20 protein-coding genes are annotated in these 25,079 nt (G+C 68.2%); 18 read left to right on the top strand and 2 right to left on the bottom strand.

The genetic code is table 11. The features are described from left to right. Positions 1 to 35 precede the first annotated feature (35 nt). A complete protein-coding gene (locus Q0568_RS04125) occupies positions 36 to 1,259 on the bottom strand; it encodes an MFS transporter (RefSeq protein WP_298862680.1) in 1,224 nt (407 codons plus the stop codon). A gap of 172 nt (positions 1,260 to 1,431) precedes the next feature. On the opposite strand from Q0568_RS04125, the gene Q0568_RS04120 reads away from it, so the two are divergent. The 15 genes from Q0568_RS04120 (at position 1,432) to Q0568_RS04050 (ending at position 21,182) form a co-directional block, all read left to right on the top strand. Beyond that, entirely contained in the window at positions 1,432 to 5,154 is a 3,723-nt protein-coding gene (locus Q0568_RS04120) for a nitrate reductase subunit alpha (protein WP_298862678.1), read from the top strand. 13 nt (positions 5,155 to 5,167) lie between these two features. Then, complete coding sequence (gene narH / locus Q0568_RS04115; RefSeq protein WP_298862675.1) at positions 5,168 to 6,838, top strand: nitrate reductase subunit beta; 1,671 nt, start codon at positions 5,168 to 5,170, stop codon at positions 6,836 to 6,838. Then, positions 6,835 to 7,569, top strand: a complete 735-nt coding sequence (narJ, locus tag Q0568_RS04110) for a nitrate reductase molybdenum cofactor assembly chaperone (protein WP_298862672.1) — start codon at positions 6,835 to 6,837, stop codon at positions 7,567 to 7,569. Before narH ends, narJ begins: the two co-directional genes overlap by 4 nt. Positions 7,570 to 7,574: 5 nt before the next feature. Then, complete coding sequence (gene narI, locus Q0568_RS04105) at positions 7,575 to 8,327, top strand: respiratory nitrate reductase subunit gamma (RefSeq protein WP_298862782.1); 753 nt, start codon at positions 7,575 to 7,577, stop codon at positions 8,325 to 8,327. A gap of 54 nt (positions 8,328 to 8,381) precedes the next feature. Further along, on the top strand, positions 8,382 to 9,032 hold the full coding sequence (locus Q0568_RS04100) for a helix-turn-helix domain-containing protein (RefSeq protein ID WP_298862669.1): 651 nt from the start codon (positions 8,382 to 8,384) through the stop codon (positions 9,030 to 9,032). A 179-nt stretch (positions 9,033 to 9,211) separates the two neighbouring features. Next, positions 9,212 to 9,958 carry an IclR family transcriptional regulator gene (locus tag Q0568_RS04095; RefSeq protein ID WP_298862666.1) on the top strand — a complete coding sequence of 249 codons (747 nt, stop codon included), beginning with the start codon at positions 9,212 to 9,214 and terminating at the stop codon, positions 9,956 to 9,958. Positions 9,959 to 10,198: 240 nt separating this feature from the next. Then, positions 10,199 to 11,095, top strand: a complete 897-nt coding sequence (locus tag Q0568_RS04090; protein WP_298862663.1) for an ABC transporter substrate-binding protein — start codon at positions 10,199 to 10,201, stop codon at positions 11,093 to 11,095. Next, on the top strand, positions 11,095 to 12,012 hold the full coding sequence (locus tag Q0568_RS04085) for an amino acid ABC transporter permease (RefSeq protein WP_298862660.1): 918 nt from the start codon (positions 11,095 to 11,097) through the stop codon (positions 12,010 to 12,012). Before Q0568_RS04090 ends, Q0568_RS04085 begins: the two co-directional genes overlap by 1 nt. After that, positions 12,009 to 12,782, top strand: a complete 774-nt coding sequence (locus Q0568_RS04080) for an amino acid ABC transporter ATP-binding protein (RefSeq protein WP_298862657.1) — start codon at positions 12,009 to 12,011, stop codon at positions 12,780 to 12,782. Before Q0568_RS04085 ends, Q0568_RS04080 begins: the two co-directional genes overlap by 4 nt. A 76-nt stretch (positions 12,783 to 12,858) precedes the next feature. Continuing rightward, entirely contained in the window at positions 12,859 to 14,526 is a 1,668-nt protein-coding gene (locus Q0568_RS04075; RefSeq protein WP_298862654.1) for a histidine ammonia-lyase, read from the top strand. Next, on the top strand, positions 14,523 to 16,304 hold the full coding sequence (locus tag Q0568_RS04070) for a urocanate hydratase (protein ID WP_298862651.1): 1,782 nt from the start codon (positions 14,523 to 14,525) through the stop codon (positions 16,302 to 16,304). Before Q0568_RS04075 ends, Q0568_RS04070 begins: the two co-directional genes overlap by 4 nt. Beyond that, positions 16,291 to 17,508, top strand: coding sequence for an imidazolonepropionase (gene hutI / locus Q0568_RS04065; RefSeq protein WP_298862648.1), 1,218 nt, complete (start codon positions 16,291 to 16,293; stop codon positions 17,506 to 17,508). Before Q0568_RS04070 ends, hutI begins: the two co-directional genes overlap by 14 nt. A 1-nt stretch (position 17,509) precedes the next feature. Beyond that, positions 17,510 to 18,841 (top strand): formimidoylglutamate deiminase, encoded by a 1,332-nt coding sequence (locus tag Q0568_RS04060; RefSeq protein WP_298862645.1) that lies wholly within the window; start codon positions 17,510 to 17,512, stop codon positions 18,839 to 18,841. Beyond that, the gene (locus tag Q0568_RS04055; protein WP_298862642.1) at positions 18,838 to 19,956 is read left to right on the top strand and encodes a M20/M25/M40 family metallo-hydrolase; all 1,119 of its coding nucleotides are present in this window, start codon (positions 18,838 to 18,840) and stop codon (positions 19,954 to 19,956) included. Before Q0568_RS04060 ends, Q0568_RS04055 begins: the two co-directional genes overlap by 4 nt. Before the next feature lie 2 nt (positions 19,957 to 19,958). Further along, entirely contained in the window at positions 19,959 to 21,182 is a 1,224-nt protein-coding gene (locus Q0568_RS04050) for an allantoate amidohydrolase (RefSeq protein ID WP_298862639.1), read from the top strand. 45 nt (positions 21,183 to 21,227) lie between these two features. Here the strand turns inward: Q0568_RS04050 and Q0568_RS04045 are convergent, their stop codons facing one another. Further along, entirely contained in the window at positions 21,228 to 21,776 is a 549-nt protein-coding gene (locus Q0568_RS04045) for a HutD family protein (protein ID WP_298862636.1), read from the bottom strand. 346 nt (positions 21,777 to 22,122) lie between these two features. Here Q0568_RS04045 and Q0568_RS04040 point away from each other — a divergent pair, with 346 nt between their 5' ends. The 3 genes from Q0568_RS04040 to Q0568_RS04030 all read left to right on the top strand — a co-directional run bounded on the left by Q0568_RS04040 (position 22,123) and on the right by Q0568_RS04030 (position 25,079). After that, positions 22,123 to 22,788 carry a GntR family transcriptional regulator gene (locus Q0568_RS04040; protein ID WP_298862633.1) on the top strand — a complete coding sequence of 222 codons (666 nt, stop codon included), beginning with the start codon at positions 22,123 to 22,125 and terminating at the stop codon, positions 22,786 to 22,788. Between the two features lie 134 nt (positions 22,789 to 22,922). Further along, positions 22,923 to 24,113 (top strand): branched-chain amino acid ABC transporter substrate-binding protein, encoded by a 1,191-nt coding sequence (locus tag Q0568_RS04035; protein WP_298862630.1) that lies wholly within the window; start codon positions 22,923 to 22,925, stop codon positions 24,111 to 24,113. 78 nt (positions 24,114 to 24,191) lie between these two features. Next, entirely contained in the window at positions 24,192 to 25,079 is an 888-nt protein-coding gene (locus Q0568_RS04030; protein ID WP_298862627.1) for a branched-chain amino acid ABC transporter permease, read from the top strand.

The raw sequence follows: 25,079 nt of genomic DNA, 5'->3' as shown, positions 1-25,079 counted from the left end.
ACCCAGGTGGGGTGGGCTCAGCGACGGTAGGTCCCTCAGGCCTTGCGCCCGACGTCCTTCAGCATCCCGGCCACGACCAGCGCGAACGCGCCGACCAGCACCAGCAGCCACAGGCCCAGCGAGTACGAGTTGGACTCCGCGTGGTACGTCGCACCCATCACCAGCGGGGGGAAGTAGCCGCCCAGGCCGCCGGCCGCGGCCACCACGCCGCTGACCGCGCCGACCTTCTCCTTCGGCGTGGACGGGCCGATCCAGGCGAACACCCCGCCCATCCCGAGCCCCATCGCCGAGGCCATCAGGAGGAACGTCACCCCGGTCAGGATGCCCTCGGCCGGCTGCTGTCCGACGATGTACGCCAGCGCGACGATGCCGCCCAGCGAGATCAGCGAGATGATCTTCGGGCCGAACCGGTCGGCCAGCACGCCGCCGACGGGCCGCGCCACCACGGCCGCCGCCGCGAACAGCGCGGTGCGCATGCCGGCGCCCAGCACGTCGACCTCGTTCGGGTAGATGGTGGTGAGGTACTTGGGCAGGAAGTTCGAGAACGCCACGAAACCGCCGAACACGATGCCGTACAGGAACGCCATCTCCCAGGTGACCGGCAGCTTGAGCGCACCAGTCACCTTGGGCACGAGCTTCTCGCGGTTGGGCTCCCACAGCGGCGACTCGCGCATGAATAACCACACGATCACGGCCATCACCACCAGCGCGCCCGCGATGATCAGGTGCGTGGGGAGGTAGCCGATGTCCTCGGCCAGGCGCGGGGTGGCCAGCGCCGAGACCGCCGTGCCGATCATCCCCATGCCGAAGACGCCGTTCGCGAAGCCGCGGCGATGCGGCGGAAACCAGGCGCTGGAGAACGGCACGCCGGCGGCGAAGATCGTGCCCGCCACGCCCAGGTAGAACCCGGCGATGATCAGCAGCGGAAAGCTGCGGATGCTGCCGGCCAGCGCCACCAGCAGCACCGCCGGCGCCGACAGCAGCAGCACGGCGGTGAACATCTTCCGCCCGCCGAAGCGGTCTGTCATCGCGCCGATGACCACGCGCCCCATTGCGCCGACCAGCACCGGGGTGGCCAGCATGAGTGAGATCTGGCCCTCATCCAGGCCCATCTCCGTGGCGTAGGTCTTCTGCAGCGGGGATATCGACATCCAGGCCCAGAACGCGATCGTGGAGGCGATGGTGGCCAGCAGCACCTGGGCGAATCCGCCCTTGAGACCGGTGGCCTGCGGAGCGGCGGCGGTGATCGGAGCAGTCATCAGGCGTCCCTTCGATAACGGCGACCGTAGCCTGCTTCAGCCCTGATCACCATAGGTATCGCCGGAGAAAATCGGATCATCGCCCGGATGAATAAACACGGCCCGCCCTTGTTTACGTCCGGGACCGAAGGCAGGATGCTGAAGTACCACGTGCACTCCGGAAGGAGCAGAGATGACCCCCGGCATCACCACTCGAAGGGCTCCGGCCAACGACGGCCTGCTGGCCGAGACGCTGCTCACGATGGGGCGCTTCGTGCGTCCAGGAGAGTTCTCGCCGGACCTGCGGTCGGTGTTCCTGCAGGGCGGTCGCGCGGGCGACGCGTTCTACCGCGACCGCTGGTCGCACGACAAGGTGGTCCGCTCCACGCACGGCGTGAACTGCACCGGATCGTGCTCGTGGAAGGTGTACGTCAAGGACGGCATCATCACCTGGGAGGCGCAGCAGACCGACTACCCGTCGGTCGGCCCCGACTCCCCGGAGTACGAGCCTCGCGGCTGCCCGCGCGGCGCAGCCTTCAGTTGGTACACCTACTCGCCCACGCGCGTGCGCTATCCGTACATCCGCGACACACTGGCCCAGCTGTACCGGCAGGCCAAGGCGCAGCATCCGGATCCTGTCGACGCCTGGGCGTCGATCGTGGAGGATCCCGAGAAGGCCACGTCGTACAAGCGCGTCCGCGGCAAGGGCGGCCTGGTGCGCACCAGCTGGGACGAGGTGATGGAGATCGCTGCGGCAGCGCACGTGCACACCGTGAAGACCTACGGCCCCGACCGCATCGCCGGGTTCTCGCCCATCCCGGCCATGTCGATGGTGTCGCACGGCGCCGGCTCCCGGTTCATGAACCTGATCGGCGGCACCATGCTGTCGTTCTACGACTGGTACGCCGACCTGCCGGTCGCCAGTCCCCAGGTGTTCGGCGACCAGACCGACGTGCCCGAGTCCGCGGACTGGTGGAACGCCGGATACCTGATCATGTGGGGCTCGAACGTGCCGGTCACCCGCACCCCCGACGCGCATTTCATGACCGAGGCCCGCTACCGCGGCCAGAAGGTCATCACGGTCTCTCCCGACTACACCGACAACACCAAGTTCGCCGACGAGTGGGTCTCGCCGCATCCGGGAACGGATGCCGCGCTGGCGCTGGCCATGGGCCACGTCATCCTGCGCGAGCACTTCGTCGAGAAGCGCACCGAGCGGTTCCAGGACTACATGCGCCGTTACACCGACGCGCCGTTCCTCGTCGAACTCGAGGAGCGCGACGGCTCTCTCGTGCCGGGCAAGTTCGTCACGGCATCCGATCTGTCCGGAGCGGATGCCGCCCAGCCGCGCGCCGACTTCAAGCCGGTGCTGATGGACCAGGACGGCACCCCGGTCGTGCCGAACGGTTCGCTGGGCCACCGGTTCAGCCCCGAGGACGAGGGCCGCTGGAACCTGGACCTGGGCGACGTCGTGCCGCCGCTCTCGGTGGCCGACCTTGCGAGCTGGGACGGGACGGCGGCGGAGATCCTGCTGCCGCGCTTCGACCTGGACCCCGAGCCCGGCCAGGAGCACGCCGGCGGCTCCGGTGTGATCGCCCGCGGCGTGCCCGTGCGCACCGTCGCCGGTAAGACCGTCACCACGGTGTTCGATCTGATGCTGGCCCGCTACGGTGTCGGCCGCGACGGGATGCCCGGCGAGTGGCCGACCGGCTATGACGACGCCACCAGCCCCGGCACCCCGGCGTGGCAGGAGGAGCACACCTCGGTGCCCGCCGAGCAGGCCATCCGCATCGGGCGCGAGTTCGCCGACAACGCCGAGCGGTCGGGTGGCCGCTCGATGATCCTGATGGGCGCCGGCACCAACCACTGGTTCCACTCCGACACCATCTACCGCACCTTCCTCGCGCTGACGACGATGACCGGATGCCAGGGCGTGAACGGCGGGGGATGGGCGCACTACGTGGGCCAGGAGAAGGTGCGCCCGCTCACCGGCTACCAGCAGTACGCCGGTGCCTCCGACTGGGTGCGCCCGCCGCGCTACACGATCGGCACCGCCTTCTTCTACCTGTCCACCGACCAGTGGCGCTACGACGGGCTGCCCGCCGACCAGCTCTCCTCGCCGCTGGGCCGCGGCACCTTCCACGGCCGCACCACCGCCGACTGCCTGGTCGAGTCCGTGCAGCGGGGGTGGATGCCGAGCTACCCCACCTTCGACCGCAACCCGCTCGACCTGGTGGCCGAAGCCGAGGCGGCGGGCAAGGATCCCGCGCAGCACGTCGTGGACAGCCTGGATGACGGCTCGCTGCACTTCGCCGTGGAGGACCCGGACGACCCGGCCAACTTCCCGCGCGTGATGACCATGTGGCGCGCCAACGTGCTGGGCTCCTCGGGCAAGGGCAACGAGTACTTCCTCAAGCACCTGTTGGGCACGGATGCCGCCGTGCGCGCTCCCGAGGCGGCCGAGGGCTCCCGTCCGGTGTCGATGACGTGGCACGAGAAGGCGCCCGAGGGCAAGCTCGACCTGCTGATGACGGCGGATTTCCGCATGACCAGCACCACGCTGTTCAGCGACATCGTGCTGCCGGCGGCCACCTGGTACGAGAAGTACGACCTGTCCTCCACGGACATGCATCCGTTCGTCCACGCGTTCAACCCGGCCATCGCACCGCCCTGGCAGACGAAGACCGACTTCGAGACGTTCCGCATCCTCGCCGAGCGCTTCAGCGAGATGGCCCGCACCCACCTGGGCGTGCGGCGCGACGTGGTGGCCACGCCGCTGCAGCACGACACCCCCGATGCGATGGCCACCCCACACGGCCGCGTGCAGGACCTGCCGCGGGTGCCCGGCGTCACCATGCCGAAGCTGAAAGTGGTCGAGCGGGACTACCCGAACCTCGCCGAGCAGTGGAAATCGCTGGGCCCGCTGAGCGGCGAACTGGGCATGACCACCAAGGGCGTCACGTACCACCCCGAGCCCGAGATCGCGTGGCTGGCCGAGAAGAACGGGCAGGTCGCCGCGGGCCCGTACGCCGGCAGCGTGCGACTGGACTCCGACCAGCGCGCCTGCGAGATGATCCTGGCGTTCTCCGGCACCAGCAACGGCCGCCTGGCCGTGCAGGGCTTCCGGCAGTTGGAGAAGCACACCGGGCAGCAGCTGGCGTTCCTCGCCGACGAGCACGAGGGCACGCACCTGTCGTTCCAGGACGTGTCGGTGCAGCCGCGCAGCGTGATCACCTCGCCGGAGTGGTCGGGCTCCGAGCACGGCGGCCGGCGGTACACGGCCTTCGCGATCAACGTCGAGCACCTCAAGCCCTGGCACACGCTCACCGGCCGGCAGCACTTCTACCTCGACCACGACTGGATGGACGAGCTGGGCGAGGCGCTGCCGATCTACCGCCCGCCGCTGGACATGGCGCGCCTGTTCGGCGATGTGGTGCCGGGCACGGCATCCGGTGCCGAGGTCAACGTGCGCTACCTGACCCCGCACTCCAAGTGGTCGATCCACTCGGAGTACCAGGACAACCTGTTCATGCTCTCGCTCTCGCGAGGCGGCCCCACGATCTGGATGAGTCCGCAGGATGCCGAGAAGATCGGCGTGCGCGACAACGACTGGATCGAGTCGTACAACCGCAACGGCGTGGTCGTCGCGCGGGCCAACGTGTCGCACCGGATGCCGGAGGGCACGGTGTACATGTACCACGCGAAGGACCGCACGGTCGACGTGCCGATCAGCGAGACCAGCGGGCTGCGCGGCGGCATCCACAACTCCCTCACGCGCATCCTGCTCAAGCCCAGTCACCTGATCGGCGGCTACGCGCAGTTGGCGTGGGCGTTCAACTATCTGGGGCCGACGGGGAACCAGCGCGACGAGGTCACCACGATCCGCCGCCGTTCGCAGGAAGTGCGATACCGATGAAGGGCGCAGTGTCATGAGAGTAATGGCTCAGATGTCGATGGTGATGAACCTCGACAAGTGCATCGGATGCCACACCTGCTCGGTCACGTGCAAGCAGGCGTGGACCAACCGCACCGGCGTGGAGTACGTGTGGTTCAACAACGTCGAGACCCGGCCGGGCGTCGGCTATCCGCGGGGCTACGAGGACCAGGAGAAGTGGCAGGGCGGCTGGGTGCGCGACAAGCGCGGGCGGCTGCGGCTGCGGGCCGGCGGAAGGCTGTCCAAGCTCGCGCGCATCTTCTCCAACCCCAAGCTGCCCGGCATCGACGACTATTACGAGCCGTGGACCTACGACTACGACATGCTCGTGAACGCTCCGGGTGGCGAGCACACCCCCGTCGCACGGCCGAAGAGCCTGATCACCGGCAAGGACATGAAGGTGTCCTGGTCGGCGAACTGGGATGACGACCTGGGCGGCTCCGTCGAGACCATGCAGCAGGACCCCGTCCTGCAGAAGATGAGCGGCGAGGTGAAGGCCGAGTTCGAGAAGGCCTTCATGTTCTACCTGCCGCGCATCTGCGAGCACTGCCTGAACCCGTCGTGCGTGGCATCCTGCCCCTCGGGCGCGATGTACAAGCGGCAGGAGGACGGCATCGTCCTGGTCGATCAGGACGCCTGCCGCGGCTGGCGGATGTGCATCTCCGGATGCCCGTACAAGAAGGTCTACTTCAACCACAAGACCGGCAAGGCCGAGAAGTGCACGTTCTGCTACCCGCGCATCGAGGTGGGCCTGCCTACCGTGTGCTCGGAGACCTGCGTGGGCCGGCTGCGGTACCTCGGTCTGGTGCTGTACGACGGGGATGCCGTGGCCGACGCCGCCGCGGTGGAGGACCCGAAGGAGCTGCTGAACGCGCAGCGCTCGGTGCTGCTGGATCCGCACGACCCCGCTGTGATCGAGGCGGCTCGGCGCGACGGCATCGCGGACGACTGGATCGAGGCCGCCCAGCGCAGCCCCGTCTGGCGGCTCATCCACGACTACGAGGTGGCGCTGCCGCTGCACCCGGAGTACCGCACCATGCCGATGGTCTGGTACATCCCGCCGCTCTCGCCCGTGGTCGACGTGGTCACAGGATCCGGCAACGACGGCGAGGATGCCCGCACGCTGTTCGCCGCCATCGACAAGCTGCGCATCCCCATCGAGTACCTGGCCGAGCTGTTCACGGCGGGGGAGGTGGCGCCGGTGGATGCCGCGCTGCGCAAGCTCGCCGCCATGCGTTCTTACATGCGCGGGGTCTCGATCGACGATGTGCGCGAGGAGTCCATCGCGGAGGCCGTCGGCATGACCGGTCGGGAGATCGAGGAGATGTACCGGCTGCTGGCCATCGCCAAGTACGAGGAGCGCTACGTCATCCCCGCCGCCCACCACGAGCAGGCGCACGACCTGGAGGAGATGGCCTGCTCGCTGGACTTCGAGGGCGGGCCGGGCATGGGCGGTGCCGGCGGGCCGTTCGGCGCGGCCAGCGGGCACGCGGTGCCGGTGGCGGTGGAGAACTTCCACGCGCTGTCGGACCGGCAGACCGCCGACCAGCCGTCCACTCCGGGGCGGATCAACCTGCTGAACTGGGACGGCAACGGCCGGCCGCAGGGACTGTTCCCGCCCGAGGGTGAACGGGCTGCCGAGCGGACGTACGAGGACGAGTCATGACCAGCCTGCTGCCGGGGCGGGTCACGCCTCGCCGCGCGCTGCCGGAGGCCCTGGCCCCGGCATCGCTCACGCGTGAGCAGCGCCGCACCGTGCACATGCTGGCCTCGCTGCTGCTGGACTATCCCGACGCGCAGTGGTTCGAGCGCCTGCCGGTCTTCGAAGCGCATGCGGCGGCTCTGCCGGCATCCGTCGGCGAACCGCTGGGCGAGCTGCTGCGCACGGCGCGCGAGAGCGGAGCATCCGCTCTGCAGAAGATGTACGTGACCACCTTCGATCTCAAGCGCAAGTGCTCGCTGTACCTCAGCTACTACGCCACCGGCGACACGCGTCGGCGCGGCACGGCGCTGGTGACGTTCCTCGACGCGTACCGCGCGGCAGGGTGGGAGTTCGACGCCGACGAGCTGCCGGACTACCTGCCGGCGGTGCTGGAGTTCTCGGCCCGGTCGCAATCCGATGTCGCGGATGCCGTGCTCTCGGCGCATCGTGACGGCATCGAGGTGCTGCGCGCGGCGCTGGAGGGCATGGACTCGCCGTGGGCGGGCGTGGTGCGCGCCGTCACGCTGTCGCTGCCGAAGGTGGATCAGCGCATCCGCGAGCGCGTCGCGGCGCTGGTGAACGAGGGGCCGCCGACCGAGACCGTGGGACTGAGCCTGCCCATGCCGACCTACCGGCCGATGGGGAACTCGATGCCGGTGAGCACCGGACTGATCGGAACGGGGGACCGGCCGTGAGCACCATGCAGATCCTGCTGTGGGTGGCGCTGCCGTACATGTGCGGGGCGATCTTCATCGTCGGGCACATCTGGCGCTACCGCTACGACAAGTTCGGGTGGACCACCCGCTCGTCGCAGACCTACGAGAACCGGCTGCTGCGGTGGGGCTCGCCGATGTTCCACTTCGGCATCCTGATGGTGATCGCAGGGCACGCGGTCGGCCTGTTCATCCCGCGCGAGTGGCTGTACGCCATCGGCATCAGCGAGGAGATCTACCACATCGGCGCCACCGTGCTCGGGTCGTTCGCGGCGGTCCTGACGCTGGCGGGGCTCGCGATCCTGATCTTCCGACGGCGCACGGTGCCGGCGGTGTTCCTCGCGACCACCGTGATGGACAAGGTGATGTACGTCTTCCTCGGCGCGACGCTGCTGTTCGGCACGGCGGCCACGGTCGTGTATCAGGTGTTCGGGCCGGGGTTCCGCTACCGCGAGACCATCTCGCCGTGGATCCGCGAGGCGCTGATCTTCCGTCCGCGGCCGGAGCTGATGGTCGACGTGCCGCTGCTGTTCCAGCTGCACGTGCTGACCGCCTGCATCCTTTTCGCGCTGTGGCCGTTCACACGCCTCGTGCACGTGTTCTCCGCGCCGGTCGGATACCTGTTCCGGCCCTACATCGTGTACCGGTCGCGGGACGAGCACCGCGGTTCTCAGTCGCCCAAGCGCGGCTGGGACCCCGTCGGCGCGGCGCCTGATCCTGCGCGGTTGCGGAGGCCGTGATTATTCACGGCCCGTTTCCGGCCGGGCGTGTCGGGTGTCTGTCATGATGAGTGCATGACAGGCGGAGGGGTCGCTTACGGGCCTATCTCGAGCTACTCGCGGGTGCAGATCCTGCATCTGCTCTTCGAGGCGGATGCCCAGCACGGGCGCGCGGAGCGCGGTCGCCCCGAGCTCACGATCGGCGAGCTGTGCGAGGCCACCGGCCTGCATGCCAACACTGTGCGCGAGCATCTGCAGCGGCTGATCGACGGCGGCTACGTCATCCCCTCCATCGAGCATCGCACGACGCGCGGCCGCCCGCGCACGTTGTACGCCGCGGCCACCGGTGAACCCGAGGCGTCCAGCCCCGTCGCCCGTGACAAGGTCGCCGCGGCTGCACGACGCGGCGACATGATCCGCCGGATCATGGACGAGGGTGAGTCGGAGCTGGGCCGGGATGCCACCTACCAGCTCGACGCCCTCATCGACCACCTCGAGGAGAGCGGCTTCGAGCCCGTCATCGACGAGGACGCGCTCACCGTCGAGCTGACGCCGTGCCCGCATGTCGCCAGCCGCCCCGAGCACCGGCCGGTCCTGTGCCAGGTGCACCTCGGGCTCATGCAGGGCGTGCTGACCCAGGCCGGAGGACCCCTGGCCGCGGACTGCGTGCGCGCCGCCGCCCGCCCCGATGAATGCACGGTGCAACTGCGCCGCACCGCGGCCTGATCCGGCCTCGGCGCCGTCCGCCCCGATACGCCCGCTTCGAGTGCTCGCTTCGAATACCGCGCTTCGCGGGTCGCAGATGTTCGCCTCGCGGGGTGAGAACGCGGCGTGTGCGCCACGGCGACGGGTGGGCAGCGATGCGCCGGACCGCAGCCGAGCGCACTCGCACTAGGGTCTTACCCATGGCAAAGGCGCACGCAGAAACCTCCACCTCGTTCGAGCGCGGGCTTGCCGTGATGATCCAGATCGCGTTGGCAGGGGAGACCAGCGTCGAGTCGGTCGCGGCGGACCTCGAAATCCCGGTGAGTACGGTCTATCGCTACATCCGGAGTCTGCGTGAACTCGACCTGGTCGAGGTGCGCAACGGGAACTACTTTCCCGGGTGGCGGCTGATCGAGCTGTCCGGCCAGTACCTGTCTCATGCCAGGCTGGCAGAGATCGGCGGCTCGATCCTCGAGTCCATCGTCGATGCGACATCCGAGACGGCCGTGCTGACCGTGCGCTCTGGCATCCACGCGATCTGCCTGCGCCAGGCGGTCTCTCCTCACCCCCTGCGCTACGCATTCAAAGTCAATCAGCTGCTGCCACTGCACGCGGGTGCCGGCCAGCGGGCGCTGCTCGCGTTCGCGCCCGAATCAGTGATTGACAACGTATTGGAGCACTCGATGCCGCGCTACACCCACAACACGCTGACTCGCCCCGACCTGCTGCGGCATCTCGACCAGATCCGCCAGAGCGGATATGCGATCTCTCGCGGCGAGCTGAACCAGGGCGCGGTCGCGGTCGCCCTTCCAGTCTTCTCCAAGGGTGAGATCATCTGTTCGCTCGCGGTCGCCGGCCCCGAGACGCGGTGCTCCAGCGCGGCCTGGCGCCAGCAGGCGATCACCGCGCTGCGCGCGGGGGTGAAGCTGCTGTCCGAGGCGGTGTAGCCAGCGGATGCGACGAGCATCCCGACCCCGCACGGCGCATCCCCGCGCGCCGCGTGACGTCGTCGACGACGGCTGAACGCGCGCGTTCTCAACATGTGGAAATCGCTCCTTCAGTGTGCCCCCGGGCACACCTACGGTTCCAGAACACCGCTGCATCGTCGCGCGGTGATCGTCGCCCGAACCGCAGTGATTCACGAACACTCGCTCCCGCTCAGGGGCTCCAACGAAGGAGATTTGCTCATGCTCAAGTCCACACTACGGCGGGGCGTCCTCGCGTCCGTCGCCGTCGCGGTACCCGCAGTTCTCGTGCTCGCAGGCTGCTCCGCCTCCGCCTCCGCCCCCGAGCCGACGGCGGCTGCCGGTGCCGAGGCGCCGCTGTTCAGCCAGCTGCCGACCGACGTGCAGAAGGCCGGCGTGATCGAAGTCGCCAGCAACGTCGAATACCCGCCGTTCGAGTCCTTCGACACCGACGGGAAGACCGTGATCGGGATCGACCGCGATATCGCTGATGAGCTGGAGAAGCAGCTCGGGGTGAAGCTGAACTTCAACCACATCTCGTTCGACGCGATCATCCCGGGACTGACCGGCGACCGCTACAAGCTGGCGATGTCGGCCATGTCCGACACGGTCGAGCGGCAGCAGCAGGTCGACTTCCTCGACTACTTCAATGCCGGCGGCTCGATCATGCTGCCTCCGAACACCGACGGGTCCGTGAAGACTCTCGCCGACCTGTGCGGCAAGGAAGCGGCCGTCGTGCAGGGCACCACGGAGGTCGATGACGCCGCGAGCGCCAGCGAGAAGTGCGTCGCGGACGGCAAGCAGCCCATCAAGAGCACCATCTACCCCGGCCAGAGCCAGGCTGTGCTCGCGGTGCAGAACGGTCGGGCAGACGCCGGACTTTTCGACTACACCGCCGCGTCCTACGTCGCAGCTCAGAGCAAGGCAGGTCTGACAGTGCTGCCGCCGTATCAGGCGGGTCCGTTCGGCATCGTGTTCCCCAAGAACAGCGCACTCATCCCGGTCTTCCAGAAGGCGCTCGTCGCTGTCGAGAAGAGCGGTCGCTACCTCGAGATCCTGAAGAAGTACCAGCAGGATGGCGGCGCCGTGACCGAGTTCGCCATCAATGGAACCAAGTAATGACCGACCTCGATCGGAGCCGGGACGACCTGACGGTCGTCCCGGCTCGTTACCCCGGACGCTGGGCGGCGGCCGTCGTGATGCTCGTGATCGCGGCGCTGATCGGAATCAGCATGGTCGCGAACGAACGCTTCGGCTGGGACGTGGTCGCGCAGTACCTCTTCGCTCCTCCCATCGTGGCCGGCCTGATGACCACACTGATGCTCACGGGTGCGTCGATGCTGATCGGCATCGTGCTCGGCATCCTGCTCGCGGTCGGGCGGCTGTCGCCGAACCCGATCGTCGCCGGCGCGGCCTGGCTGTACTCCTGGTTCTTCCGCGGCACTCCGCTGCTGGTGCAGCTGTTGTTCTGGTTCTTCCTGTCGGCGCTGTACCCGAAGATCGTGCTCGGAGTGCCGTTCGGACCCGAATGGCTCCACTTCGACACGAACTCATTGATCACGCCGCTCACAGCAGCCCTGCTGGGCCTCTCTCTGAATGAGGGCGCGTACATGAGCGAGATCGTTCGCGCCGGCATCATCGCCGTGCCCCGCGGACAGACCGAAGCGGCCGAGGCGATCGGCATGACCCGGATGCAGGCGATGTTCCGCGTCGTGCTGCCGCAGGCGATGCGAGTCATCATCCCGCCGACCGGGAACGAGGTGATCGGGATGCTGAAGAACACCTCGCTCGTTCTGGTGATCGGCTACTCGGAGCTGATGACCGCAACGCAGAGCATCTACGCACGGACCTTCGAGACCATTCCGATGCTCATCGTCGCGGCGATCTGGTATCTGGTGATGACAGCGGTGCTCTCCATCGCTCAGCACTACATCGAGAAGCGCGTCGGCCGCGGGTTCGAGCAGACGGTGCGCGTGCAGAAGCCTGCCATGACGGTCACCGAGGCCATCGCGACGCAAAGGAGAGTCAAGGCATGAACGCGTACGAACCCATGCTCCGCGCGATCGAAGTGAGGAAGAGCTACGGACATGTGGAGGTGCTCAAGGGCATCAGTCTCGACATCCCCCGCGGAAGCGTCGCGTGCCTGCTCGGGCCCTCCGGATCCGGCAAGAGCACCTTCCTGCGCTGCATCAACCACCTGGAGAAGATCGACGGCGGCGAGATGTGGGTGGCGGGTCAGCGCGTGGGCTACCGACGCGTCGGCAGCAGGCTGCATGAGCTCAAGGGCCGCGAGATCGCGAAGGCGCGCGCGGCGATCGGCATGGTCTTCCAGCAGTTCAACCTGTTCCCGCATCGCACCGTGCTCGAGAACGTCATCGAAGGGCCGCTCGTCACCAGGCGCGCCAACAAGGCGGACACCGTCCGCACGGCCCGTGAGCTGTTGAGCCGGGTCGGTCTGCTCGACAAGGTGGACCGCTACCCGGCTCAGCTGTCCGGGGGGCAGCAGCAGCGCGTCGCGATCGCTCGTGCGCTATGCATGGACCCCGAGCTGATGCTGTTCGACGAACCGACGTCGGCGCTGGATCCGGAGCTGGTCGGCGAAGTGCTCGACGTCATGAAGGATCTCGCCGGCAGGGGCATGTCGATGGTCGTCGTCACTCACGAGATGGGCTTCGCGCGCGACGTCGCAGACGTCGTCCATTTCATGGCCGATGGTCTCCTCGTCGAGAGCGGCCCGCCCAGCCAGGTCATCGACGACCCGCAGCACGAGAGGACCCGGTCCTTCCTAGCGAAGGTGCGGGAGTGACGCGTTATCAAAATATGAGAATCACCATTTGTACATGTCGAAAAGCCAATCTAGGTTCTCTTCTGAAAGGAGCGAAATGACTGCCATCACCATCGGGGCTCAGCCCATCACTCTCGAGCAATTCCTCGCCGTCGTGCGAGGTGACGCCGGGGTGCGCATCGCTCCCGAAGCCATCACGGCCATGGCCGGCAGTGAGAGCTGGCTCACCGACATCACCGACGCGATGCGCGCCGGTGAAGAGGTCGCGCCGGTGTACAGCATCAACACCGGTTTCGGCTCGCTCGCCGGCCGCCAGGCCTTCGGGGACATCGAGGATGCCTACGAGCTCTCCCGCCGGCTCATCCTGTCCAACGCCAGCGGCATCGGACGCTACCTCGATGAGGATGTGGTGCGCGGTTCCATGCTGGTCCGGGCCGTGAGCCTCACCCGCGGCTACTCGGCCGTCCGCCTCGTGGTGCCGCAGACGCTTCTCGACATGCTCGACAAGCACGTGCACCCGGCCGTCCCCGAATACGGCTCGCTCGGCGCCAGCGGCGACCTCATCCCGCTCGCCCACCTCGCGATCGTCATGTCCAAGGGCAAGGGGGAGGACGTCGAAGCCGACAGCGGCGAGGCGTTCCTCGACGGCGAGGTCGTCTCCGGCATCCGAGCGATGCAGCATGCGGGAATCGACCGCATCGTGCTCGGCCCGAAGGAGGGCCTCGCGCTCACGAACGGGACCTCGTTCTCGACTGCGCAGGCGGGGCTCGCGCTGGCCGACGCCATCAACGTGCTGGAGACCGCGCAGATCACTGCGGCCATGTCCATTGAAGCGCTCACCGGTTTCGGGGATGCATTCCTCCCGCAGATCCACGAGGCGCGGGGACACAAGGGGCAGATCGCGGTCGCAACCCGTATCCGCGAACTGCTCGACGGCAGCCGGCTCATCGACGGGTCCGAGCACGACGACCCGGTGGGACAGCCGCCGCAGGATGCCTACTCCCTGCGCTGCACGCCTCAGGTGCTCGGTCCGGTCAAAGACACTCTCGACTTCGCGCGCGGCATCATCGAGACCGAGATCAACGCGGCCACGGACAACCCGCTGATCTTCACCGACCTGCCGGCCACGCGCAGCCTCAAGGCGGTCTCGGGCGGGAACTTCCACGCCGAGTACGTCTCGTTCGCGTCGGACTTCATCTCGATCGTCACCACGGAGATCGGCAACATCGCCGAGCGGCGCATCTTCCGCCTCACCGACGGCACGCTCAACCGCGGCCTTCCCGATTATCTGATCGCGAGTGAGAAGGTCGGCATCGACTGCGGCTTCATGCTGCCGCAGTACTTGGCCGCAGCTCTCGTCTCCGACTGCAAGACCCTCGCGCACCCGGACAGCGTCGACTCGATCCCGACCAGTGCCAACCAGGAGGACCACGTGTCGATGGCGAACAACGCCGGCCGCCACGCGCGCCAGGTGGTCGCCAACATCGAGGGGGTCATCGGCATCGAACTGCTGATGGCGGCGCAGGCTCTGGAGCTGCGCCTGCAGGTGCTGGGCCTGACCACTGACGCGCTCGCCCCGGCCACTCGAGCGGTGCTCGAGCTCGTGCGCTCCACCCGGTCGGCCGATGGGCGTCCCCTCGACTTCATCACGCAGGACGTCGTCCTGTATCCGCGGGTTCGGGCCGCAATCGAACTCGTCCACAGTGGCGCCGTGCTCGAAGCAGTGCGCGGCGCGATCAACAACAAGCAAGGAGCAGCATCATGACCATCGCACAGGACGAAGTGGCAACGATCACCACGAAGCATCCGGGCGGGAACGCCACCGGTGTGAAGTTCGGTGAACCGCCCGCAGTGGCGCCGGAGATCCTCTACGAGGTCAAGGCGCAGCGCGGTGAGACCCTGCGTTGCAAGGGCTGGAAGCAGGAGACGATCCTGCGGATGCTCGAGAACAACATGGAGGTCGCGGAGCACCCCGAGCAGCTCGTGGTGTACGGCGGCATCGGCAAGGCCGCCCGCAACTGGGAGTCGTACCACGCCATCATCGATGCGCTCAAGAACCTCGAGGACGACGAGACCCTGGTGGTGCAGTCGGGCATGCCCGTGGCCGTCTTCGAGACGCACGAGCTGGCACCGCGCGTCGTCATGGCGACGACGAACTTCGTGCGTCCGGATTGGAAGACGTTCTACGAGCTGCACGACAAGAACCTGACGATCTTCGCGCAGTACACGGCCTCGCCGTGGGAGTACATCGGCACCCAGGGCGTGATCCAGGGGACGTTCGAGACGCTGCGCTCCGTCGCTAACATCCACCTCGACGGCACCTGGGAGGGCAAGGTCCTCGTCTGCGCCGGCATGGGCGGCATGGGCGGCAACCAGCCGCGCGCCATGACCATGCTGGGCGGCGTCGCCATCTGCGCCGACGTCGACAAGCGCATCATCGACAACCGCATCCGCGTCGGGTACGCCGACGTGCTCGCGGACTCGATCCCGCACGCGATCGAGCTCGCCAAGGAGGCGGCCGCGGCGAAGAAGCCGCTCGGCATCGCCGTCGTCGCCAACGCCACAGAGCTGTTCGAGTACTGCCTCGAGAACGACTTCCGGCCGGATGTCGTCACCGAGATGACCCCGGCGCACGACCCGGTCGCCTACGTGCCGATCGGTCACACCGTGCTCGAGGCCGAGGAGTACCGCAAGCGCGACCGAGACGCGTACTTCGCCGAATCGCGTCAGGCCATGGTGCGTCAGCTCACCGCCATGAACAGGTTCTTCGACATGGGCGTCCCGACGTTCGAGTACGGCAACCAGATCCGCCGCGAGAGCGAACTGGCCGGGTTCGATCAGGCATACAAGATCCCCGGATTCGTCTCGGCGTACCTGCGTCCCCTCTTCCTCGAAGGGCGCGGACCGTTCCGCTGGACCTGCACCTCAGGCGACCCTGAGGACCTGAAGCGGCTCGACGATCTGGCGCTGGAGATGTTCCCCGACGATGACATCGTCACCCGGTGGATCTCCCTCGCCCGTCAGCACGTTCCGATCGAGGGCCTGCCGGCTCGCGTCTGCTACCTCGGCTTCGGGCAGCGCAAGGCGTTCGGCCTCGCGGTCAACGAACTCATCAAGCGCGGCGAGGTCAAGGGGCCGGTGGCCTTCTCCCGCGACAACCTCGACTCCGGATCGATCATCAACCCCACCTTCGAGTCGGAGAAGATGCCCGACGAGTCCGACCTGATCTCGGACTGGCCGTACCTGAACGGCCTGCTCAACGCCTCCGGGATGTGCGATCTCATCGCCATCCAGGCCAACTACGCGATGGGCGACTCGGTGCACACCGGTGTCACCATGATCGCCGACGGCACGGATGTCGCGGCGTTCCGCCTCAAGGCCGCTCTCACGGTCGACAGCGGCATCGGTGTGGTTCGTCACGCGCAGTCCGGCTACGCCCGCGCGAAGCAGGTCGCCGACACGGTCGGCCCTTCGCAGGGACTCACCATTCCGCTGTGGTGGACGCCGACGGCGACCTTCGGACCTGACGGTGCCTCAGCCTGAGCGCATCGATGTCGATCTCGTCGTCACCGGCTCTGCGGAGCTGCTGACCATCGCCGAGGATGCGGCCGACCTCGTCGGCCGCATCCTCGGCGGCGGGGTCGCCATCGATGACGGGAGGATCGTCGCCGTGGGCGACGTGTCCGGCTACCGCGGGCGCCGGACGATCGATGCCGCCGGATGCGTGGTGATGCCCGGCTTCGTCGACGGTCACACCCACGTGGTCTTCGGTGGTGACCGAGTCGACGAGTACACGGCGAAGGTCGGCGGCACTCCGCTTCCCGCCGGGGCTCCGGCCGGTATCGCCGGAACGGTCGGTCAGACCAGGGCGGCGTCGGCGGCCGAGCTCATCGACGCGGCACGCACGCGCATCCACGACATGATCGCCGCCGGCACCACCACGATCGAGAGCAAGACCGGCTACGGACTCACCGCCGCTGATGAGCACCGGCTGCTGGAGGTCAACCGCCGCCTCGCGGAGACCCTCCCCATCGACCTCTCCTCGACATTCCTCGGCGCGCACGCCTTCCCGCCCGACGGCGGCGAGGAGGCCTACATCGACGACATCGTCGCCATGCTGCCGGGCATCGCCGAGCAGGGACTCGCCGATGCCTGCGATGTCTACTGCGACGACGGCTACTACACGTACGAGCAGACCGACCGGATCTTCGCGGCATCCGCCGCCGCCGGGCTGCCGGTCAAACTGCACCTCGACGCCTACGGACACACGGGTGCGGCCGAACTCGCGGTCGCGCACAGGGCGATCAGCGTCGACCACTTGAACTACACGACGGATGCCGAGCTGAGGGCCCTCGCCGAGGTGGGCGCGGTCGGCGTCTACATGCCGTGCCTGGAGTACTCCGTGCACCACCCCCAGCCTTTCGACCCGAAACGGGCGATCGAGGCCGGGATGGAACTCGCCCTCGCGACCGACATCTGCCCCGGATGCCATGTCGCCAGCATGCAGCTGGTCATCGCGATGGCGTGTCGTACCGGCGGGCTCACCCCTGCGCAGGCTGTTCGAGGCGCGACTTACGGTTCGGCACGCTCCCTGGGTCGCGCCGACCGGGTCGGATCGCTGCGACCGGGCATGCAGGCGGACGTCATCATCGTGGACATCCCGCGGTACGAGCATCTGGCGTACCGCATCGGGGCGAACTCCGTGCGCACCGTCATCGCACGCGGAGAAGTGATCAAGGAGAACTGACATGGGAAAGCAGTGGTTCGCGGAGTTCGCATGGCTGGGTGGCGATGGTGTCGAGCGCGACGTTCTGATCGAGACCGAGGGCGAGATCATCACCCGGGTCAGTCCGGATGCCGAACGCCCGCCAGGCGCCCGCGAACTGCGCGGGCTGGTGCTTCCGGGCTTCTCGAACACGCACTCGCACGTCTTCCACCGGGCGATCCGCGGGCAGAGTCAGACGGGTGTCGGCGACTTCTGGATGTGGCGCGACCTGATGTACGACGTCGCGAACAGACTCACGCCGGAGACGCTCTACGACCTGGCGTTCGCGACCTACGCCGAGATGGCGCTGAGCGGCATCACGCAGGTCGGCGAGTTCTTCTATGTGCACCATGATGCGGACGGCTCACCGTATGAGGATCCGAACGCCATGGGCCATGCGGTCGCCCGTGCGGCGGCGGACGCCGGGATCCGGATGACCCTGCTCGACACCTGCTACCTTCAGGCCGACGTGCACGGCGCGCCGCTCACCGGCACGCAGAAGCGCTTCGACGACCGTTCGGTCGACGCCTGGATCGACCGGGTGTCGAAGCTGGAGCCCACCCCCAGGCTGCGCGTGGGCGCCGCGATCCACAGTGTGCGCGCCGTTCCGCGCAGCGGTTTCGCGCCGATCGCCGCGTTCACCCGCGAACATGGCATCCCCCTGCATGTGCACCTGTCGGAGCAGCCGGCCGAGAACCAGGCCGCGGTCGACGCGTTCGGGCTCACACCGACCCAACTGCTGGCCGAAGCGGGCGTCTGGGGGCCGGGCACCACGGCGGTGCACGCCACGCACCTCACCGACGAGGACATCCAGACGCTCGGCTCGACCAGCACGCACATCTCGATGTGCTGCACGACGGAACGCGACCTGGGCGATGGCATCGGCCCGGCGAAGCGTCTGGCCGATGCAGGCTCGCCCATCGTGGTCGGAAGCGACGCGCACATGATCATCGACCTGCTCGAGGAGACGCGTGCGGTCGAGCTGGACCTCAGACTGATCACGCAGCACCGTGGCCACTTCTCCGTGCCGGCGCTCGCCCGGATGCTCACCGAAGCGGGCTCCGCCTCGCTCGGGTGGAACGCGGGCAGGATCGAAGCGGGCCGGCTCGCCGACTTCGTCGCGGTCGACCTTGGATCCCCGCGCACGGCGGGCGCTCGAGGCGCCGAACCGCTCGCCCACACGCTTTTCGCCGCCACCGGCTCCGACATCACCACGGTCGTCACCGGCGGCGATGTCATCGTCGACGATCGGGTGCACCTCGTCGCAGGCGACACGGGTGCGAGGCTGGAGCAGGCGATCAGGGCCCTTCGATGAGCGATGCCCTCCCCGAGGTGGCCACGACGTTCCTCGAACTCGTGGCGATCCCGTCGCCGTCGGGTCGGGAACGCGCCATGGCGGACGAGCTCATCACGCGGTTCGCCGCACTGGGGGTGCAGCTGATCGAGGACGACGTCGCCGCCAGGATCGAAGGCGACACCGGCAACCTCTACGGCTTCGTGCCGGCCACCGACGGTTCGGCATCCGCCCCGCTGCTGCTGTGCGCGCACATCGATACAGTCGAGTGCGGGCCCGTCGTGCGTGGCGAGGTGCGTGACGGCGTGGTGCGGGTCGCCGAGGGCATGATCCTGGGTGCCGACGACAAGGCCGCGGTCGCGGCCATCCTGGATGCCGTTCGCCGGCTCCGCGACGAGAGGGTCCCGCATCCTGCGGTCGAGATCCTCCTCACCGTGCAGGAGGAGCGCGGGCTGGTGGGTGCGAGAGCCGCTGATCTGTCGATCCTGAAGTCGCGGCGCGGCATCATCATCGATGAGTCCGGGCCGATCGGCGCGGTCGCCGCCCAGTCGCCCAGCTATCTGCACGTGACCGTTCAGATCACCGGGCGGTCGGCACACGGCTCGCTCCCCGAGCTCGGCAGGAACGCGATCCTCGCCGCCGCCGAAGCACTGCACGCTCTACCGTCGACGCCGCCCGGGGTGTCGTCGAACGTCGGTCTGATCAAGGGCGGCTCCGGTGTGAACGTGGTCGCAGAGCATGTCGAGGTCGAACTCGAGGTGCGCGGCATCGACCACGACGAAGCGACGGCACACCTCGACCGCCTGATCGCGGCCGTCCGGGCGTCCGTGGAGCCGACCGGCTGCACGGTCGAGATCAGGACCGACGTGCTCTACCGCTCGTTCGCGCATGGCGACGAGCATCCGGCGGTGCGCCTGGCGCAGGATGCCCTGCGAGCCGTCGGAATCGCCCCTCGGCGCTCGTCGCCGTTGGGCGGGTCCGATTCCAACGCGCTGTCGCAGGCCGGCATCGCCGCTGTGACTCTCACCGGCGGTATGTTCGACATGCACACCCCGCAGGAGCGCATCGCGGTCGATGATCTGGTGAAGCTCTCCGACCTGCTCGTCGCGGCTGTGCGACTTCACGGAGAGGCCTGAGGATGCCTGAGACAGACGTGAACGCCCTGCTGCGGGACATCTCCGCCATCGGGCGCGACGCCAAGCGCGGCGGATTCTCGCGGCACGTGTTCGACGACTCCGACATGCAACTGCGGGAGTGGTTCACCGAGCACTCCCGGCGGCTGGGCCTCGACGTCGAGCATGATCGCAACGGGAACATCTGGGCGTGGTGGGGTGCCCCCGGCGACGACGCCGTGGTCACCGGGAGCCATCTCGACTCCGTGCCCGGTGGGGGTGAACTCGACGGGCCGCTCGGCGTCGCGTCCGCGCTCGCCGCAGTCGGACGGCTGCAGACCGACGGATGGCGGCCGACCCGGCCGTTCGCGGTGACCATGTTCGCCGAGGAAGAGGGCTCGCGCTTCGGCGCGGCCTGCCTCGGCTCCGGTCTGCTCGCCGGTTCGCTCGATCCGGCCCGTGTGGCCGCACTCACGGACCGCGACGGCATGACCTTCGCGGAAGCGGCGTCCCGGATCGGGCTGGACCCCCGGCACCTCGGCCGCGACGACGCGGCTCTGCGCCGGATCGGCGCCTTCGTGGAGCTCCACGTCGAGCAGGGTCGTGCTCTGATCGACCTCGGGGCCGGCATCGGCATCGGCACCAGCATCCTCGCCCACGGGCGATGGCGCTTCGAGTTCCACGGTCAGGGCAACCACGCCGGGGCGACGCGCATGGCGGATCGGGCGGACCCGCTCGTCGCCGCGTCGCGCACCGCGATAGCAGTGCGCGACATAGCACGGCTGCGCGATCGTGATGCGCCGTCGCGCTGCACGGTCGGCCGGATCGAACCCGTCCCGGGCGGCACGAACGTCATCGCCTCGAGGGTGGCGATGTGGCTGGACCTGCGCGGAGAGGGCGACGCCGACGCGAAGACGCTTCTGGATGCCGCGTCTGCCGCGGCGCAGGATGCGGCGGCGATCGAGGGCTGCACGGTGACGATCATCGAGGAGTCCTACAGCGGTCGAGTCGACTTCAGCCCCGAGCTGAACGAGCGGCTGCGCCGGAGCCTGGGGGAGGGCGTTCCGATGCTTCCGACGGGGGCAGGTCACGATGCCGGGGTGCTGAGCGCGAAGGTCCCGACCGCGATGCTGTTCGTGCGCAACCCCACAGGGGTGTCGCACGCGCCTGAGGAGACCGCGGAGCCGGCGGACCGAACCGCCGGCACCCTGGCGCTCGCTCGGGTGCTGCAGGACCTCGACGACGCGTAGCGCGCCATCCGCAGGGAGACTTCGGCGACCGGCATCACGACGCCGTCAGCGCACGGGCACGAGACGCAGGACGGCGAACGCGCCCTCGAGCGCCGTCGCACCCGGATCGAGCAGCATCGAATCCAGTGGTGCGACAGGGCGTCCTGCGACCGCATGAACCGTGCCTCCGACGTCGCCGGGCAGTGCGACGGCGACGTCGATCCCCGCTCCGGTGACGGTGATCTCTTCATCGGATGCTGTCGAGAGCGAACCCACCCACCGGTCCCGACGGGCGAAGAGATTCAGGGCACGGAGCCCTGCTGCGTCGGGCATCGCCGTGACGCGATCCTCGCCGGCGAACCCCCACCATTGGAGCGGGTGGAGCACGGCGGACGCGTCGTTCACCCTGAGGGTGAGATCGCCCGGACCGAGGGAGAGCTGGAACCGCTGCACGCCGGGAAGGCTGCTGTAGGGCTGAGGACCCGCGAGGTCGGCGATGCTGATCCGCCACGTCCATGCGCCCGCGGCGGCATCGTCGAACAGCACCCTGGTGCTCCCGCGGCCGTTGGCCCACGGTTGAGGTGCGATTCCGGTGAAACGGCGAACCATGCGCATCCGGGGTCCTTTCGTCCCGATCAGCTTACGAAGCGGGCCGCCGACGCGCTGATGCCCTGGACGCATGACCCCAACCTCCTTCCAGCCGCAGGGCGCGCACCCTGCCGGCGTCTCCGCCAGCAGCATCGGGATCTCCCCACGCGCCGCCGCCCCGATCCGATCTTCGCGCCAGTCCATGCGTCGAGCCTAGAGTGCAGATGCCGTGCGCCTCGTGCGGCAGTCCACCGCGCGCAGCGCAGACCCATCAGGCGGAGGACACGTCGGACTCATGCGGAGGTCGTTTCGGTCCGGTGACGGCCGTCGCCGGTACCATATGACGCATGACTGATCTTCCCGGGGGCGAGCGATGAGCGGCTTCGGCACCCTTCTCTCACCCGCCGAGAGCCTGCGCGAGCAGGTGGAGGGGCAGCTCGCGTCCCGCATCGTCTCGGGCGAGATCCCGCCCGGCCAGGTGCTGACGGTCCCCACGCTCGCCGGCGACTTCGGCGTGAGCGCGACGCCCGTGCGCGAGGCCATGCTCAACCTCGCCCGCCGTGGGTTCCTGCGCCCCATCCGCAACCGCGGCTTCGAAGTCACCGAGGTCTCGCCCGACGAGCTGCGCGAGCTCAGCGAGGTGCGGATGCTGCTGGAGGCGCCGCCCATGCGCCAGGTCGCCGGCACCCTCGATGAGGCCACGGTCAGAGAGCTGCGCGAGACCGCCGACCGCATCGTCTCGGCCGCCAAGGCCGCGCACTTCGACGAGTACCTGGCATCCGACACGGCGTTCCACCTGCGCATCCTCGAGGCCACCGGCAATCGCAAGCTCGTCGAGACCGTGCGCGAGCTGCGCCAGCAGACCCGATTGGTGGGTCTGGTGCACCTGGCTGAGACGGATGCGCTGATCTCCACCTCGCTCGAGCACGCCGAGCTGGTCGACCTGCTCGTGGCGGGTCGGGGCGAGGATGCCGAGGCGCTGATGCGCCAGCACATCCGCCACGTCGGCGGCGTGTGGAGCGGACGCGACGAGGATTGATCGTGTCCACGGGTGGGAACTCGGTTCCTAGGATCACGGATCGATCTCGGAGGGTTCCGCAACCGCATCCCGGACGGTAATGTGTCACGTGCTATTGGCGGTACTGCAATGACGCACCCCAGGAGGACAAGCACATGCAAACCCGAACCCCGCGCATCCGACGCGCACTGTCCATCGCCGCCGTCGCCGGCGCGATCATCCTCACCGCAGCAGGCTGCTCCAGCGGCCTCGGCAGCAGTGACTCCGGAGATTCCGGAAACTCCGACGGCCCCATCAAGCTCGGCATGATCGGCCCGTTCTCGGGCAGTGAATCGGCCTTCGGCGACTACATGAAGAACGGCGCGCAGCTGGCCGTCAACGAGATCAACGCGAAGGGCGGCGTCGATGGACGCAAGCTCGAGCTGATCGTCGAGGACGGCGCCTGCGACGCGACCACCGCGGTCGCAGCGGCCAACAAGCTCGTGACCGAGGGCATCTCGGCATCCGTCGGCGGATACTGCTCCGGCGCGACGCTGCCGACCCTGCCGATCTTCAACGAGGCCAAGGTCCCGATGGTGATCCCGGCCGCCAACTCCAACGAGCTGGTCAAGCAGAAGCTCCCCGGCGTCTTCCTCATCAACGGCACCGGCACGCAGCAGGCCGCCGCAGCGGTGAAGTACGCCAAGAAGGCGGGCCTCACCGACGTCGCCGCCATCAACGACGCCAGCGCGTACTCCGCCGACCTCGCCACCTCGTTCGTGACGCAGGCGAAGGAGGCCGGCCTGACCGTCTCGTTCGAGGCGACCGTCACCCCCGGCGAGAACGACTACTCCTCGGTGGCCACGCAGCTGGCCAACAAGAAGCCCGCGCTCGTCTACTGGACCGGCTACTACCAGGAGGGCGGCCTGATCGTCCGCCAGGCGACGGATGCCGGTTACACCGGTGAGTTCCTCGTCGGCGACGGCTCGGTCGACGCGAAGTTCGCGCAGATCGCCGGCAAGGGCTACACCGAGCACGTGCTGGGCACCTTCACGCAGACGCCCGACATGATCAAGGGCGCCGACAGCTGGATCGCCGACTACACGAAGCTGGCCGGCGCTGCGCCCGGCCCGTACTCCACGCAGTCGTACGACGCCGTCAAGGTGGTCGCGCAGGCGATGACGGATGCCAAGGGCACCGACTTCACCAAGGTCAGCAAGGCGCTCGAGGACCTGAAGGGATTCAAGACCTTCGCCGGCCCGCTGAGCTTCACGAAGGACCACACGCTCAACGGCGGTGGCTTCGTGATCGTCGGCATCGACCCGGCCACGGGCAACTTCGTCCTCAAGGACGACCTGCAGGGCTGATCCTGCGAGCGGGGGCGGTGCGAGCCGCCCCCGCTTCAGGCTCCGCACACCCTTGACGCGGAAGGACATCCGCCTGTGATGCAACTCATCTGGAACGGCCTGATCGTCGGCTCGTTCTACGCCCTCGTCGCCCTCGGCTACAGCATGGTCTACGGGATCATCAAGCTGCTGAACTTCGCCCACGGCGACATCTACATGCTCGGCGCCTTCGTCGGCTTCGCCACCCTCTCGTCCTTCGGCATCTCCAACGAGTCCTCCATCGGGCTGCTGCTGGTGATCATGCTGCTGTCGATGGTGATGACCGGCCTGATCGGCGTGGTCATCGAGCGCATCGCCTACCGTCCGCTGCGCTCGAGCCCGCGCCTGGCGGTGCTGATCACCGCCATCGGCGTCTCGTTCACGCTGGAGTACGCGGCACGGCAGATCTGGGGTCCGAACCCCGAGGCCTTCCCCGTGCGGCTGGCGTCGAACGGATTCGACTTCGCGGGCATGCGCATCACGGCGGCGCAGATCGTGCTGGTCGTGATCGCCGCCGTCCTCATGCTCGTGCTCGCGCACATCGTCGAGCGGACCCGCGAGGGTCGCGCCATGCGCGCCATCGCACTGGACCCGCAGGGCGCCCAGCTGATGGGCGTGAACGTCAACCGCGTCATCGCGACGGTGTTCTTCATCGGATCGGCACTCGCCGGAGCCGCCGGCGTCATGGCCGGCGCGTACTACGGCTCGATCGACTTCCTGATGGGCTTCATCATCGGGCTGAAGGCGTTCACCGCCGCCGTCATCGGCGGCATCGGCAACCTGTACGGGGCCATGCTCGGCGGCCTGCTGCTGGGACTGCTGGAGTCGTTCGGCTCCGCGTGGTTCGGCGGCGAATGGCGCGACGTGTTCTCGTTCGCCTTCCTCATCCTGTTCCTCACGTTCAAACCGACGGGGCTCCTCGGTGCCCGCGTCGTCGAGAGGATGTGA

This window comes from uncultured Microbacterium sp., assembly GCF_937927635.1.
GTDB lineage: Bacteria > Actinomycetota > Actinomycetes > Actinomycetales > Microbacteriaceae > Microbacterium.
This window is presented reverse-complemented; position numbering and strand designations above follow the sequence as displayed.